Genomic DNA, 15,223 nt, shown 5'->3' on the forward strand with positions numbered 1-15,223 from the left:
TCACGCCTCGATTCCGCCGGCTCCGCCAGGAGCCGGCCTTGGTGTCCCGCCGTCAACATAAGGCCCGTCAGCATAACCGCCGTCGACATAAGGCCCGTCAGCGTAACCGCCGTCAGCGTAACCGCCGGCAGCGTAACCGCCGGCAGCCAGGCCCGCCTGCCGTTCGAAGAAGTTGGCGGCGGCCGGATTCCCGGTCCTCAGCTGTGACCAGCCCGCAGCCAGGAAGTACAGCGGCAGGAAAGGCAGCCCCAAGCACCAGGCGTACTGGCTGCAATGCTTTTCCTCGTGCCCGAGGAGGTCGGGCTGGTTCAAGAGCTGTTCGGCGCGGATCCGGCAGATGACCACGTTGCCCACGGTGAACGCTCCCGCGAAGGGGATGCGCCACGTGTAACCTGACGCGATGACCAGGCCCCGCGGGCCCTGTCTGAGGGCCGTGCCTGCGGCCCGGGCCAGAAGAAGGCCAAGCAGGGTTGTTCCGTTGGCCAGGTTGGCGAGCTTTCGTGCCTGCTGGCCCGCCGTCAGGGGCTGCGGAGTGTGCGTTCCCGCTGCTGATTCCTGCACGCGCGGCATTGGCCAGACCCTTGCCAGCCGCCGACGTTCTGTCATGAGGCCATGGTAGCCGGAGGGTTCAATTAGACTGGTGGATAGTGGCCGCCGGTACTTCTCCAGTCGGTAATTTTCCAACGGGGTGTTTCGCCTGTGGCCCTGCCCTGGTTATCGAGTGCATCCGTCCTGCACGGATGCACGACATAACCTGCCAGTGACGGATGCGCTGCCGGGAGACCGTGCACTGCGGCACCTGCACCGGCAGCCACGACTCGTAGCTAAGAACAGTAGATGACTGAAACTTTGCCGGGCGCCCCCATCCCGAATCCCATGGATGAAGCCGCCATCACTGCCGCTGTAGACCAGGCCATCGCCGCCATTGCCGGCGCCGGCTCCCTTGACGAACTCAAGGCGGTGAGGCTGGCCCACACCGGTGAGAAATCACCGCTGAGCCTGGCCAACCGCGAGATCGGCAAGCTCGCCAAGGACCAAAAGGCCGTGGCGGGCAAACTTATGGGCGCGTCCCGCGGCAAGGTCAACAAGGCGCTCGCGGACCGGACTGCCGAGCTGGAAGCCGAAAACGACGCCCGGATCCTGCTGGAAGAGACAGTGGACGTCACGGCCGCACCGCGCCGTCGTCGTGCCGGTGCCCGGCACCCGCTCTCCACCCTCCAGGACCGCGTGGCGGACATCTTCGTGGGCATGGGCTGGGAAATTGCCGAAGGCCCCGAGGTTGAATCCGAATGGTTCAACTTCGATGCGCTGAACTTCAAGCCGGACCACCCGGCCCGCGAAATGCAGGACACGTTCTTCGTTGAGCCGCCCGAGGCACACCTGGTGATGCGGACCCACACCTCCCCGGTGCAGGTCCGCTCCATGCTCGAACGCGAGGTGCCGATCTATGTGCTTTGCCCGGGCAAGGTGTTCCGCACGGACGAGTTGGACGCCACCCACACGCCGGTCTTCCACCAGTTCGAGGGCCTGGCCATCGACAAGGACCTGAGCATGGCGGACCTCCTGGGCACGCTGGAGCACTTCACCCGGCAGATGTTCGGTGACGAAGCCCAGGTGCGGCTGCGCCCGAACTACTTCCCGTTCACCGAGCCGTCCGCCGAACTGGACATCTGGCACCCGGGCGCCAAGGGCGGCCCGCGCTGGATCGAATGGGGCGGCTGCGGCATGGTCAACCCCAACGTGCTCCGCGCAGCGGGCATCGACCCGGACATCTATTCAGGTTTTGCCTTCGGCATGGGCATCGAGCGTGCGCTGATGTTCCGCAACGAAGTGGGCGACATGCGCGACATGATCGAAGGCGACGTACGTTTCAGCGAGCACTTCGGGATGGAGATCTAACAGTGCGTATCCCAATTTCCTGGCTGCGTGAATTCGCAGCAGTACCGGCCGGGGCAACGGCCGAAGACGTGATGGCCGAACTGGTCAAGGTGGGCTTTGAAGAAGAGGCCGTCCACCGCCCCACGGACACCCTGCAGGGCCCCATCGTGGTGGGCCAGGTCCTGAGCATCGTCAAGGAACCGCAGACCAACGGCAAAACCATCAACTGGTGCCAGGTCCGCGTGGTCCCCGAAGGCCAGGCGCAGACCCTGACCGGTGAGGGCATCGACCCCTCCGGAGTGCAGGGGATCATCTGCGGCGCCCACAACTTCGTGGCAGGCGACAAGGTGGTGGTCACCCTGCCCGGCGCGGTCCTGCCCGGCGACTTCCGGATCTCCGCGCGGATGACTTACGGCCACCTCTCGGCGGGCATGATCGCTTCCGTCCGCGAACTCGGCATCGGCGATGACCACGACGGCATCCTGGTCCTGTCCCGGATCGGACTGGACCCGGAAATCGGTACGGATGCCATGGACCTGCTCGGTCTCTACGATCAGGCAGCGGAGATCAACGTGACCCCGGACCGCGGCTACGCGTTCTCCATCCGTGGAGCGGCCCGTGAATACGCCCACGCCACGGGCACCGAGTTCACCGATCCGGCCACCAAGGTCCAGGCCCCCGCGGAGCTCTCAGGCGGCTACGGGGTCAAGCTCAACGACGACGCGCCCATCTACGGCAAGCCCGGCTGCGACCGCTTTGTGGCCCGCACCATCCGCGGCGTGGACGCCACCAGGCCCACCCCGCCATGGATGACCTCGCGGCTGCGGCTGGCGGGCATCCGGTCCATCTCCCTGCCGGTGGACATCTCCAACTACGTCATGCTTGAGCTCGGCCAGCCCACGCACTGCTATGACCAGGACAAGCTGTCCGGCGACATTGTGGTCCGCCGTGCCGTCGCCGGGGAAAAGATCACCACCCTGGACGGCAAGGAACGCGCGCTGGACGTCGAGGACCTCCTCATCACGGACGGTTCCGGTGCGATCGGGATCGCCGGCGTGATGGGCGGCGCCGCCACCGAGGTGAGCGATGCGACGTCGAACGTCCTGGTGGAGGCTGCGCACTTCGATGAGGTTTCGATCGGCCGCTCCCGCCGCCGCCACAAACTGCCCTCGGAAGCGTCCAAGCGCTTCGAGCGCGGCGTCGACTGGCACGTGGCGGACATCGCCGCCCAGCGTGTGGTTGACCTCCTGGTGGAGCTCGCCGGTGGCGTTGCTGACGAAGCCGGGACCGACGTCGGGACCGCGCCTGACGCCGTGACCATCGCGTTGCCGGCCGGCTTCGCCGCCCAGCGCATCGGCATCGACTTCACCGAGGAACAGATCGTCACCTCGCTGGAGGACCTCGGCGCCGTGGTGGAAAAGGCCGACGGCGGCTGGACGGTTACCGCCCCCAGCTGGCGCAACGACCTCGAGACCAAAGAGGACCTCACCGAGGAAATCGCCCGCCTGGTGGGCTACGACAAAATCCCCGCCACCCTCCCGGTGGCACCTCCCGGCCGTGGCCTGACCCGCGTGCAGCAGCAGCGTCGCCGGCTCATCCAGGCACTGGCGGACGCCGGCCTGACCGAAGTCCTGGCCTACCCGTTCGTTTCGAAGGCCGCCAACGAGACCTTCGGCGTCGCCGAGCCCGGGGCGGCCCGGAACGCGATTAAGCTGGCCAACCCGATCAGCGAGGAACACGGCTACCTGCGGACCTCCATCCTCCCGGGCCTGATCGAGGTGGCCAAGCGGAACCACTCCCGCGGCTTCCGCGACCTGGCGTTGTTCGAATCCGGACTCGTGTTCCTGCCCACCGAGGGCATGGGTACCGATTCCATCCCGCCGCTCGGCGTCAAGCCCGCCGATGAGGTGCTCGATGCACTGTACGACGGCGTCCCGGACCAGCCGCTGCACGTGGCCGCCGTCCTGACCGGCCATGATTCACCCGCCGCCGCGGGCCACACGCCGCGGCTGTGGGACTGGGCGGACGCGTTGGATGTGGCCCGGCTCGCAGGGGACGTCCTGGGCGTGGAGATTGTGGTCAGCCAGGGTGCGCACCAGGCATTCCATCCGGGCCGGGCGGCGAAGCTTTCGCTGCGAACCGGCGAGGTGGTGGGCTACGCGGGTGAGCTGCACCCGAAGCTCCTGGCTGCGCACGACATGCCCGCCCGCTCGGTGGCGCTGGAGTTCAACGCGGATGCCTTGTTCGAGGCGGCGGCGGACGTCATTGTGGCCCGCCACATCTCCACCTTCCCGGTGGCCACCCAGGACGTTGCCCTGGTGGTGCCGCAGGACATCCCTGCGGACCAGGTCCTCGAAGCGCTGCGCGAAGGCGCCGGCGAACTGCTGGAAGACGTGGCGCTCTTCGACGTGTACGCCGGCAAGGGTATCGAGGAAGGCAAGAAGTCGCTGGCCTTCGGTTTGCGGTTCCGGGCAACGGACCGCACCCTGACCGCTGACGAGGCCTCTGCAGCCCGGGAGAGTGCCGTCGCCCTGGCCGCCGAGCGCTTCGGCGCCGTCCAGCGCTAGGCACTGATCTCCGTGGCGGGACCGATGCTTCCGGTCCTGCGTTCCTGCCCTCCCGGTGATCCGGGAGGGCAGTTCGCGTTGAAGGCGGAACCCTACGGGTTCAGGGCGGGCCCGACGGCGGCTGGCCGGCTTCCGCTGCTGGACCCCGCGGAGCTGGATCGGGCTGCCGCCCTGGCGCCCGGCCCTCGGGCCGCCTTTGTGGCCGGCCGTTTGGCACTGCGGGCGCTTGCCGCGGAGCTGCTGGACGTCCCGTCGCCGGACCTCACCACCAACTTCAGCTGCCCCCGGTGCGGGACCGGCCCCGGCTTATCCCACGGCAGGCCTGGCTACGCGTTCCGCGGCAAACCGGCGCCGCTGGCACTCAGCCTGTCCCGGAGCTCCGGCTGGATCCTGCTTGCTGCCCTGGTGGAACCACCTCCCGGTGTGACCATCGGCGTGGACCTGGAAGATCCGGCGCGGCTGGACTTCGACGGGTTCGACGGCGTTGCCCTGACCAGGGCCGAGCGTGCCGGCCTCGCCGGGCTGTCCGGGCCGGCGCTGCTGCAGGAACGGGCCCGGCTGTGGGCCCGCAAGGAGGCGTGGCTGAAGATGACCGGCCGCGGGCTCACCACCGCCCCGGACACTTTGGACGTCCTGCACCGCGCGGAACTCCGCGACCTCGCCCCCGGCGAGGCGGGGCTGCCGCCTGACCTGCGTGCCGCCGTCGCGCTTTCAGCTGCGGGACTCTAGCGCACCGGTATTAGCGCCCGCGCATCAGCTTCACGGGTCTTAGCGGACAGGAAACGGCGGAAGCGGCGCTTCGTGGAGCCAGGGGTGCAGCAGTGCCTCGGTGTCCAGCCCGGTGGCCTGGTCAGCAGCGAGGATGAACGCCGCGGTGGACACGGAGGCGTGACGGTGGGTGCTGGTCCACTCGTGCAGCAAGGCGAAAAAGGCCAGGTCGCCGCACCGGACACGCAGGGCGTGCAGCGCGAGGGCTCCGCGCTTGTAGACGCGGTCATCAAACATCAGCTCCGGGCCCGGATCACCGATGATGATGTCCTGGCTGCCGGACGAAAGCTTCCGCCACGCCGCCGCCGCCCGGTCAGCCACCGGAAGGACACCGGCTTCCTCCGACCAGATCCACTCCGCGTAGCAGGCGAAACCCTCGTGCAGCCAGATGTCCGCCCACGTTGCAGCGGTGAGGGAGTTGCCGAACCACTGATGGGCGAGCTCGTGGGCGATGAGCCGCTGCGACTCCCAGTCCTGCGTCAGGTGGTTCCGGCCCAGGATGGAGAGCGTTTGCGCCTCAAGGGGTATTTCCAACTCGTCCTCGGTCACCACCACGGTGTACTCGGGGAAAGGGTAGGGGCCAAAGCAGGCCGCGAAGGTCCGCATCATCTCCGGCTGCCTGGCGAGGCCTTTGCGGGCCGCGTCCGCCAACAGCGCCGGGACGGCGACCAATTGGGGGACGTGTCCGCTCGTGGTGGCCGGATCCAGCGTGAGGAGTTCGTACCGGCCGATCTGGACCGTGGCAAGGTAGGTGGCCATGGGCTCGGGCTGTTCGTACACCCACGTCTCGCGGCTTGACCTGCTGCTGTGCGAAACCAGGGCGCCATTGCACACCGCCCGGTAGTTGGCATCCGTGGTCACGCTGATGCGGTAGCTGGCCTTTTCCCCGGGGTGGTCGTTGCAGGGAAACCAGGAAGCGGCGCCGTTGGGCTGGCCCGCCACCAGGACGCCGTCAGTCAGTTCCTCCCAGCCGACCTCTCCCCAGAACCCGCGGCGCGGAGCAGGGTTGCCTTCGTACTTGATGTCCAGGGTGAAGGTCTCGCCGGCCGGAAGGGCGGTTTCGGGCATGATGACCAGCTGCTCCGCCCGCTGGGTGTACTTGCGCACCCGCCGGCCGCTGAGCTGGATCTTGGTGGCCCGCAGCCCGGTCAGGTCCAGCACCAGGGCCGCCGTGGCGTACTGCGTGACCGCGTGCAGGACGGCGCGGCCGCTGAGGCGATTGCTGCTGAGCTTGTAGTCAAGCTCGAGTTCGTAGCGGTTTACCCGGTACGCGTTGGTCCCGTGTCCGGGAACGTAAGGGTCCGGCGCCGTTGCACCTTGCTCCGAGGTGGGTGACGGGCCGGTACTGGCGGCCGTGGGACTCGGTGCGGCGGAACTCATAAGACGGTCTTTCCGATCAGGAGGGGCGGGACACGCGGGCTGGTGCGGGGCTACCGTGGACCCGTCGCGGGCTTGACCGGGCCGTTCCAGGGACTGACCGGGTTGCCCATCCAGTACGTGGCGGCCGGAACCGATTCGCCCCGCATGACCAACGACGCCGGTCCCACCGTTCCACCGTTGCCGATGCTTGCCTGGGGCAGGATCACGCCGTGCGGTCCCATGGTTGCTCCGTCTTCGAGCGTAACAGTGTCCAGGCTCATGACCCGGTCATGGAAGAGATGGGTTTGGACCACACAGCCACGGTTGACGGTGGAATTCCGGCCGAGGGTGACGAGGTCGGCTTCCGGGAGCCAATAGCTTTCGCACCACGTGCCGCGGCCGATTTTTGCGCCAAGGGACCGGAGCCACCAGACCAGGGCCGGGGTTCCGGTCGCTGCGCGTGCAAACCAGGGGGCGCTGACCATTTCGATGAAGGTGTCCACTACCTCGTTCCGCCAGATGAACGAACTCCACAGCGGGTGCTCACCTTCACGGATCCGTCCCACTAGGATCCATTTTGCGACGACGGCGCTGCCCGCGGCCACCGCGCCGGCCATCAGCATGACCACCCCGCCCACGGCGGCGGCGATCCCGTAGTTGTAGGCGTCAGCCAGCCAGTCGAAGGCGAGCATCACGCCCGCGGCGATGGCCACCGTGGTCACCACGGGGATGAAGCGGCCCAGTTCCCACAGGCAGCGCGCGAACTTGAGCCGCAGCGGGGGCTGGTAGGTACGGGTGTCATCAGAGGCGATGGCGGTTCGCCGGAGCCGCACGGGCGGGCTGCCCAGCCATGAGGTTCCGGACTTTGCCTTGGCCGGTGTGGCGGACAGCACGGCCACCAGCGAGTTCTTGGGCACGTTCCTGCCGGCAGCGGTCATGCCGGAGTTGCCCAGGAAGGAGCGTTTGCCGATCTTCGCAGGGGCAATCCGCAGCCACCCGCCGTCGAGCTCGTAGGAGGCCACCATGGTGTCATCCGCCAGGAAGGCGCCCTCGCCCACCGTCGTCATCTTGGGGATGAGGAGGACGGTGGACGCCTCAACGTTCTTGCCGATCTTGGCCCCAAGGAGGCGAAGCCAGACAGGTGTAAAGAGACTCGCGTAGACCGGGAAGAGCAGGTCGCGGGCCAGGTCCAGGACCCGTTCGGTGGCCCAGACCTGCCAGCCGATCCGGCTGCGGACCCGGTAGTAGCCCTCCTTCAGGCCGATGCCCAGGAGCCGGGTGGCGGCGAGGATCAGCAGGAGGTTGACCATGAACCAGGCAAGGGCCGCCGGGGCCAGGGAGAGCAGGATCTGCGGTACCGCCGCCGACAGTGAGTCGCTGCCCCTGATGAACGCGAAGATCACCAGGGCTGCGGCCGCCGCCGAGATGTAGGGGATGAGGGCCAGGGTGGCCGAGGCGAGCGAAAATCCGACGAACCAGAGCCGGCTGATCAGATGGTGTTCCACAGGCATCTCCGGCACGGTGTGCTTGGCCTTGCCCCGGCGCTCGGCGGGGGACCCTGCTACGTGGTGCCCGGCTTTCACCTTGCCCAGAACGGCCGAGCCCGGCTCCACTTGGGCACCTGCGCCGATCGAGGCGCCGGGCATCAGCGTGCTGCGCGCACCGATGGTGGCACCGGCGCCGATGCGGATGGCACCGATGTGGACTACGTCGCCGTCGATCCACCAGCCGGAAAGATCCACTTCGGGCTCGACATTCGAACCGCTGCCCAGGGACAACAGCCCCGTGACCGGAGGCAGCGAGTGCAGCTGGACGTTGTTGCCGATCCTGGCACCCAACGCCCGGGCATAGTACGGAACCCACGGCGCGCTGGCCAGGCTGATCGCTCCCGCCAGGTCCTGGATCTGTTCCGCAAGCCACAGGCGCAGGTGGATCTTGCCTGAGCGTGGGTACGTGCCGGGGACCACCTTGCGGAGCAGGAACCGGGCGGCGGCGATGGACACCAGCATCCGGCCGGCGGGGGAGACGAACACCAGCCAGGACGCGGCCACCCACCACCATGAGACGGTGGGGGCAGCGCTGAAGCCGGCGAACGCGGACAGCAGGTTGTTGGCCGCCATCAGGTACGTCAGCCAGCGCATCCCCACCAGGATGTGGAGGGGAATACCCATCAGCGTCTGGAAGATCTGGGACTTGAGTGCTGTGGGGCGGACTGTCCTGGCCGGAGCCGGTCCGGCAGCCACGCCCCCGGGGAGGGACTGCCGGGCGGTATCAATCAGAGCGCCGATCCTGGGCGTTGCATAGATGTCCGCCACCGTGATGGTGGGATAGCGCACCCGGAGGGCCGAGACCAGCTGCGCGGCCGAGAGCGAACCGCCGCCATAGGCGAAGAAATCGGCGTCGAGGCTTGTTACTGGGCTGCCGAGGACGGCGGCCCACCGTTCGGCCACCCAGGCGGCATCCTCGGGGAGGTTCAAGGGTGCGGCGTCAGCGTCAGCGGCACCGGAGCCGGTCAGTGGCCAGGGCAGCGCATAGCGGTCCACTTTGCCGCTGGTCTTGGTGGGCAGCGAGTCCACCACGGTCAGCAGCGGAATGAGCGGGGCGGGCAAACTGGCGGCCAGGTGTTCGCGGGCGGACACCAGGTCCAGGTCCGCATCCGCGGCGGCGAGATAGCCCACCAGGATCTGGTTGCCCGCCGCCGTTGTCTTGACGGCGGCCGCGGCTCCGGCCACGTGGGGGAGGGCCTGCAGGGCCGCGTCAATTTCCCCCAGCTCGATCCGGCGTCCGCCAAGCTTGACCTGTTCATCGGCGCGGCCCATAAAGATCAGGCCCTCGGCTTCGTACCGCACCAGGTCGCCGGACCGGTAGGCGCGCTCCCAGCCGAACGCCGGCATCGGCGCGTACTTCTCCCGGTCCTTGTCCGGGTCCAGGTAACGGGCCAGCCCGACTCCGCCGATGATCAGCTCGCCAATTTCGCCTTCGCCGACGGGCAGTCCGTCGGTGTCCACCACGGCCAGGTCCCAGCCGTCCAGCGGCAGCCCGATGCGCACGGGGCCGGGTCCGCCCAGGGGGGCCGCGCAAGCCACCACCGTGGCCTCGGTGGGGCCGTAGGTGTTCCAGACTTCACGGCCCGGAACGGCCAGTCGCTCGGCGAGTTCGGGCGGGCAGGCTTCACCGCCGAAGATCAGGAGGCGGACGTTCTCCAGGGATTCAGCCGGCCAGAGGGCGGCCAGGGTGGGGACGGTGGACACGGCGGTGATGCCGTGGTTGATGAGCCAGGGACCGAGGTCGGTGCCGGTCCGGACGAGGGCGCGCGGGGCGGGCACCAGGCAGGAGCCGTGGCGCCAGGCCAGCCACATCTCTTCGCAGGAGGCATCAAAGGCAACGGAGAGTCCGGCGAGCACCCGGTCCTGCGGGCCGAGGGGTTCCTCCTGGAGGAAGATCCTGGCTTCGGCGTCAACAAAGGCTGCGGCCGAGCGGTGCTGGACGGCGACGCCTTTGGGCGTGCCGGTGGACCCGGACGTGAAGATGATCCAGGCGTCGTCGCCGGGCTCTGCCGGGCGGCGTGCGGGGCCGTGGCTGCCTTCGGCGCGGTTTGCGGGCTGCGGTGCTTCCGTAAGTGTCACTGCATCCCCGCCGGAGAGGACTGCCACGACCCCGGCCTCGCCAAAGACCAGCCGGGCACGTTCCTCAGGATCGTCAGCGTCGACCGGCACGTAGGCGGCCCCGATATAAAGGATGGCCAGGATCGAAATGTAGAGCTCGTTCGTCCCGGATGGAATGCGGACGCCGATCCGCTGCCCGGCGCCGAGCCCTTTGGCCTGCAGCCCGTGTCCCTTGGCCCGGACGGCGGCCATCAGGTCGGCGTAGCTCAGGGACTGCCTGCCGTCGTCGAGCGCCGACGCCTCGGGGAAACGGGCAGCCGAGTCCTCCAGGACAGCCATCAGGGTCCGCTCGGGCGGGGCCAGGGGCAAGCCGGGCAGCTGGGGGCGGTACAACTCTTGCGGCCGGGATTCCACGACGTCAGGAAGATGCTCACTCACCGTCGGATTATGCCCGTCCCAGGTGAACGGAAGGTGTCCATAATTGGTTGAAGGTTCACCTTCCGTTCGCCGGGTCCGTGGCGCTGGTCAGGGAACCAGGAGGACCTTGCCTGTGGTGCGGCGGCCTTCGAGGTCCTCATGGGCACGCTGCGCTTCGGCCAGCGGGTAGCTCGCACCGATCCTTACCTTCAGGCTGCCGTCCGCCACGGCCGAGAACACTTCGCTGGACCGCCACAGGCGCTCCTGGGGGTTGGCGAGGAAGTCGGCGAGCTTGGGCCGCGTCAGGGATAGCGAGCCGCCGGCATTAAGCCGCTGCGGATCCACCGGCGGCACGGCGCCGGAGGCAGCGCCGAACAGGACCAGGAACCCCCGGGTGCGCAGGCTGGCAAGTGAGCCGTCGAACGTATCTTTCCCGACGCCGTCGTACACCACGTTGACCCCGACGCCGTTGGTGAGCTCACGGACAGCTTCCGCGAAGCCCTCGTAGCGGAGGACTTCGTCCGCGCCGGCGGTCCTCGCGAGTTGTTCCTTTTCGGCGGTGGAGACGGTGGTGATGACCCGGGCTCCGCGACTTTTCAGGAGCTGGGTGAGGAGCAGCCCGACGCCGCCGGCACCGGCATGGACCAGTACCGTGTGGCCGGGCTCCACCCGGAAGGAGGAATTGATGAGGTAGTGGGCTGTCATGCCCTGCAGGGGGAGCGCAGCGGCCGTGTGGAGGTCCACCCCCTCGGGAACGGGGAGTGCCTTGGCCGCGTCAAGGACGGTGTATTCGGCATAGCATTCCTGGCCTTCGGCGGTTGCCACCCGGCTTCCCACGGCAATGCCTTCAACGCCCTCCCCGACTGCCTCAACGGTTCCCGCGGCTTCGGAACCGGGCGTGAACGGGTACGTCACCTTGTACATGCCGCCGCGCTGGTAGGTCTCAATGAAGTTGACGCCGGTGGCCGCCACCTTGACCAGCAGCTGACCCGGGCCGGGCGTGGGCTGCTCAATCTCTGCGTACTCGAGGACTTCCGGACCTCCGGACTGGCGGGCAACGATTGCATGCATGGAACGTCTCCTCTCGGGGCGGGGATTTCCCGGGCCGTTTTCTCTGACCATCCTATGGATGCCGTGGTCCGTCAGCGAAGTCCGGTGGGGAGTTTAGTAGCGGCGCGTGACCGTTGCCATGGGGCATTCGAAGTGGCGCCCGGCGGAGAGCCCCACGTTGTTGAGGTAACGGACAATGATGCCGTAAGACTGGATCAGGGTGGTTTCCGTGTAGGGAACCTGGTGCTTTGTGCAGTACTCGCGGACGATCTTGGCGGCCTTGTCCAGCTGGGGGCGCGCCATGTCCGGGAAGAGGTGGTGCTCGGCCTGGCGGTTCAGCCCGCCCAGCAGGATGTCCATGAATCGGCCCCCGGAGATGTTGCGGGAGGTCAGGACCTGGCGGCTGAAGAAATCAACACGGCTGTCAGCGGGCAGGACAGGCATGCCCTTGTGGTTCGGGGCAAAGGATGCGCCCATGTAGAAGCCGAACACGGCGAGCTGCACACCGATGAAGGCGAAGGCCATGCCCAGCGGCAGGAAGGTAAAAGCCAGGGCCGGCAGTGCGCCGAGGCGGACTAGCAGGATGGGCAGCTCCACCCAGCGGTGCGTGACTTTGGCGCGGCGGAAGACAAACCTGACCGAATCGATCTGCAGGCCAAGGCCCACCAGGAACAGCAGGGGGAAGAAGAACCAGCCCTGCTTGCGCGTCAGGAACGAGAACCGGCCCTGCCGGTCGGCCACCGCTTCGGTGTGGAACGCGATAGGGCCCGGAGCGATGTCCGGATCCTTGGAGATGACGTTGGGGTGGTTATGGTGGGCGCCGTGCTTCTGCTCCCACCAGGAGTAGCTCATGCCGGCCACCGAGGTGGCCAGGAGGCGTGCGGTCCAGTCATTGGCCCTGCGGGAGGCGAAGATCTGGCGGTGGCCGGCCTCGTGGGCCAGGAAGCTCAGCTGCGTGCACAGGACGCCTACGGCGGCGGCGATGAGGAGCTGGAACCAGCTGTCGCCGATCAGGGCGAAGCCGAACCAGGCTGCCGTCATCAGCAGGACCAGGCTGGCGAACACGGTGATATAGAAGCCGACGCGGCGTTCCAGCAGGCCTTCAGCCTTGACGGCCTTGAGTAGCTCGGAGTAACTCAGGACCACGGCATTGGGCTTGCGGACGCGCGATTGAGGACGTTCAGGGGTGTGTAGGGTGGTGGACATGAAGCGGGGCCTCGTCACAGTAACGGGCAACGCTGCAGCCGACATTCGGACTGCACGGTCAGGATCACCCTCAGTCCAGCTTACGGGTACGTGTCCAACTGGCTTGGGCGCGCATGAGGTGCGTGCATAAATATCGGGCACACTGAATAGTTTTGCTGTAAGATTGAGGCCATGACTATTTCTGTTGCCGTCTCCGGGGCCAGCGGCTACGCCGGAGGAGAAGTTCTGCGCCTGCTCGCGGGCCATCCGGACGTAACCATCGGGGCCATTACCGCGCACAGCAATGCGGGCACCCGGCTCGGCGAACTCCAGCCCCACCTGCACGGTCTCGCCAGCCGCATCCTCGAAGACACCACGGTGGAGAACCTTGCCGGTCATGATGTGGTGTTCCTGGCGCTCCCGCACGGCGCGTCCGCCGGGATCGCCGCGGAGCTCCCCGAGGGCACTGTGGTGATCGATGCCGGCGCGGACCACCGCCTGGAAGATCCGGCCGCGTGGGAAAAGTTCTACGGCTCCGCCCACGCAGGCACCTGGCCCTACGGGCTGCCCGAACTCCCGGGCCAGCGGGACGCGCTCAAGGGCGCCACCCGGATCGCCGTCCCCGGCTGCTACCCGACGTCGGCGCTGCTGGCTCTGACGCCCGGCTTCGCCGCCAAACTGCTCCAGCCCGACGACGTTGTGGTCGTTTCCGCGTCCGGCACCTCGGGTGCGGGCAAGGCCGCGAAGGTAAACCTGATCGGCTCTGAAGTCATGGGCTCCATGAGCCCGTACGGCGTGGGCGGCGGACACCGCCACACCCCGGAGATCGAGCAGGGGCTCTCCAACGCCGCGGGGGAGCGGGTCAGCGTTTCCTTTACCCCCACCCTCGCGCCGATGAGCCGCGGCATCCTGACCACCGCCACCGCGAAGGCCAGGCCGGGCACCAATGCGGCGGAACTCCGCCAGGCCTGGGCCGACGCCTACGACGACGAGCCGTTTGTTCACGTGCTCCCTGAGGGGCAGTGGCCCACCACCAAGTCCGTGGTGGGGTCCAACCACGCCGTTATGCAGCTGGCCTTTGACGAGCACACCGGCCGCGTGATCGTGACCTGCGTCATTGATAACCTCACCAAAGGAACTGCCGGCGGCGCCGTGCAGTCCATGAACATTGCGCTTGGCCTGCCTGAGATGGCCGGCCTCAACCTGCAGGGAGTTGCCCCGTGACCGTTACCGCCCCCCTCGGGTTCCGGGCCGCCGGTGTTACCGCCGGCCTGAAGGCATCCGGCAAGCCGGACCTCGCCCTGGTAGTCAACGATGGCCCGTCCAAGTCCGCCGCCGCGGTTTTCACCAGCAACCGCGTGGCCGCCGCACCTGTGCACTGGTCCCGTCAGGTGGTCTCGGACGGCCGGGTGGACGCCGTGGTGCTCAACTCGGGCGGCGCCAACGCCTGCACGGGTCCGCAGGGCTTCCAGAACACCCACAGCACCGCGGAAAAGGTCGCAAAAGTTCTCGGCATTTCCGCCACGGACGTGTTCGTGTGCTCCACCGGCCTGATCGGTGAGCAGCTGCCCATGGACAAGATCCTGCCCGGCGTGGAGGCTGCCGCCGCCGCGCTGAGTGCAGACGGCGGCCCCGACGCCGGAAATGCCATCATGACCACGGACTCCGTGCCGAAATCTGCGCTGTTCATCGGCACTGATGCGGACGGCCAGGAATTCACCATCGGCGGAATCGCCAAGGGCGCCGGCATGCTGGCACCCGGACTCGCCACCATGCTGGTGGTCCTCACCACGGACGCGTCGGTTGAAGCAGAAATGCTCGACGTCGTCCTCCGCGACGCCACCCGCGTCACCTTTGACCGGGCTGACTCGGACGGCTGCATGTCCACCAACGACACCGTGGTGCTGATGGCCTCCGGGGCGTCCGGCGCCGTCCCGTCCGCCGAAGCATTTGGTGCCGGGCTCACCCAGGTGTGTGCAGAACTGGCACGCAAACTCATCGGGGATGCCGAGGGCGCCAGCCACGACATTGCCATCCGCACCTTCAACGCCGCCTCCGAGCGCGATGCTGAAACAGTCAGCCGTTCCGTGGCCCGGTCCAACCTGTTCAAGGCGGCCATCTTCGGCAAGGACCCCAACTGGGGCCGTGTGCTGTCCGCGGTAGGCACCACGGACGCCGTGTTCGAGCCCGACCAGCTGAACGTGGCCATCAACGGCATCCAGATCTGCCGCAACGGCAGCATCGGGGACGACCGCAACCTGGTGGACCTGGAACCCCGTGAAGTCCTGGTGGAGATCGACCTGCAGGCCGGCGAGACCGAAGCCACCATCTGGACCAACGACCTCACGCACGATTACGTCGAAGAGAACAGCGCCTACTCAAGCTAGATCCATC

General features: G+C 67.6%; 10 protein-coding genes. 5 read left to right on the forward strand and 5 right to left on the reverse strand.

Features of this window, described 5'->3' with window-relative positions; genetic code table 11:
• Positions 1-606 (reverse strand): hypothetical protein, encoded by a 606-nt coding sequence (locus SBP01_RS07145; protein WP_320537957.1) that lies wholly within the window; start codon positions 604-606, stop codon positions 1-3.
• Positions 607-837: 231 nt separating this feature from the next.
• Here SBP01_RS07145 and pheS point away from each other — a divergent pair, with 231 nt between their 5' ends.
• From pheS to SBP01_RS07160, 3 genes are read left to right on the forward strand one after another with little or no spacing between them, the layout of a single operon-like run.
• Entirely contained in the window at positions 838-1,899 is a 1,062-nt protein-coding gene (gene pheS, locus SBP01_RS07150; protein WP_320537958.1) for a phenylalanine--tRNA ligase subunit alpha, read from the forward strand.
• 2 nt (positions 1,900-1,901) lie between these two features.
• Positions 1,902-4,445 carry a phenylalanine--tRNA ligase subunit beta gene (gene pheT, locus SBP01_RS07155; protein ID WP_320537959.1) on the forward strand — a complete coding sequence of 848 codons (2,544 nt, stop codon included), beginning with the start codon at positions 1,902-1,904 and terminating at the stop codon, positions 4,443-4,445.
• 12 nt (positions 4,446-4,457) lie between these two features.
• Entirely contained in the window at positions 4,458-5,174 is a 717-nt protein-coding gene (locus tag SBP01_RS07160) for a 4'-phosphopantetheinyl transferase superfamily protein (protein ID WP_320537960.1), read from the forward strand.
• A 39-nt stretch (positions 5,175-5,213) separates the two neighbouring features.
• On the opposite strand, the gene SBP01_RS07165 is transcribed toward SBP01_RS07160, so the two are convergent.
• The 4 genes from SBP01_RS07165 to SBP01_RS07180 form a co-directional block, all read right to left on the reverse strand.
• Complete coding sequence (locus SBP01_RS07165; protein ID WP_320537961.1) at positions 5,214-6,593, reverse strand: M1 family metallopeptidase; 1,380 nt, start codon at positions 6,591-6,593, stop codon at positions 5,214-5,216.
• A gap of 50 nt (positions 6,594-6,643) precedes the next feature.
• The gene (locus SBP01_RS07170; RefSeq protein WP_320538301.1) at positions 6,644-10,516 is read right to left on the reverse strand and encodes a Pls/PosA family non-ribosomal peptide synthetase; all 3,873 of its coding nucleotides are present in this window, start codon (positions 10,514-10,516) and stop codon (positions 6,644-6,646) included.
• 186 nt (positions 10,517-10,702) lie between these two features.
• Complete coding sequence (locus tag SBP01_RS07175) at positions 10,703-11,665, reverse strand: quinone oxidoreductase (RefSeq protein ID WP_320537962.1); 963 nt, start codon at positions 11,663-11,665, stop codon at positions 10,703-10,705.
• Positions 11,666-11,758: 93 nt separating this feature from the next.
• Entirely contained in the window at positions 11,759-12,850 is a 1,092-nt protein-coding gene (locus SBP01_RS07180; RefSeq protein WP_275215485.1) for a fatty acid desaturase family protein, read from the reverse strand.
• Between the two features lie 171 nt (positions 12,851-13,021).
• On the opposite strand from SBP01_RS07180, the gene argC reads away from it, so the two are divergent.
• Together argC and argJ are read left to right on the forward strand one after the other, a co-directional pair.
• Entirely contained in the window at positions 13,022-14,053 is a 1,032-nt protein-coding gene (gene argC, locus SBP01_RS07185) for an N-acetyl-gamma-glutamyl-phosphate reductase (RefSeq protein WP_320537963.1), read from the forward strand.
• Positions 14,050-15,216: a bifunctional glutamate N-acetyltransferase/amino-acid acetyltransferase ArgJ gene (gene argJ / locus SBP01_RS07190; RefSeq protein ID WP_275215487.1), complete on the forward strand. Its 1,167-nt coding sequence runs from the start codon at positions 14,050-14,052 to the stop codon at positions 15,214-15,216. Before argC ends, argJ begins: the two co-directional genes overlap by 4 nt.
• Positions 15,217-15,223 lie beyond the last annotated feature (7 nt).

Origin of the sequence: Pseudarthrobacter sp. IC2-21, assembly GCF_034048115.1 — a bacterium.
Classification (GTDB): domain Bacteria; phylum Actinomycetota; class Actinomycetes; order Actinomycetales; family Micrococcaceae; genus Arthrobacter; species Arthrobacter naphthalenicus.

Excerpts from the sequence above, each read along its gene's own strand:
- SBP01_RS07145 (WP_320537957.1), bottom strand. The coding sequence starts at position 606 with ATGACAGAACGTCGGCGGCTGGCAAGGGTCTGGCCAATGCCGCGCGTG.
- pheS (WP_320537958.1), top strand. The coding sequence starts at position 838 with ATGACTGAAACTTTGCCGGGCGCCCCCATCCCGAATCCCATGGATGAA.
- SBP01_RS07165 (WP_320537961.1), bottom strand. The coding sequence starts at position 6,593 with ATGAGTTCCGCCGCACCGAGTCCCACGGCCGCCAGTACCGGCCCGTCA.
- SBP01_RS07170 (WP_320538301.1), bottom strand. The coding sequence starts at position 10,516 with ATGGCTGTCCTGGAGGACTCGGCTGCCCGTTTCCCCGAGGCGTCGGCG.
- SBP01_RS07175 (WP_320537962.1), bottom strand. The coding sequence starts at position 11,665 with ATGCATGCAATCGTTGCCCGCCAGTCCGGAGGTCCGGAAGTCCTCGAG.
- SBP01_RS07180 (WP_275215485.1), bottom strand. The coding sequence starts at position 12,850 with ATGTCCACCACCCTACACACCCCTGAACGTCCTCAATCGCGCGTCCGC.
- argC (WP_320537963.1), top strand. The coding sequence starts at position 13,022 with ATGACTATTTCTGTTGCCGTCTCCGGGGCCAGCGGCTACGCCGGAGGA.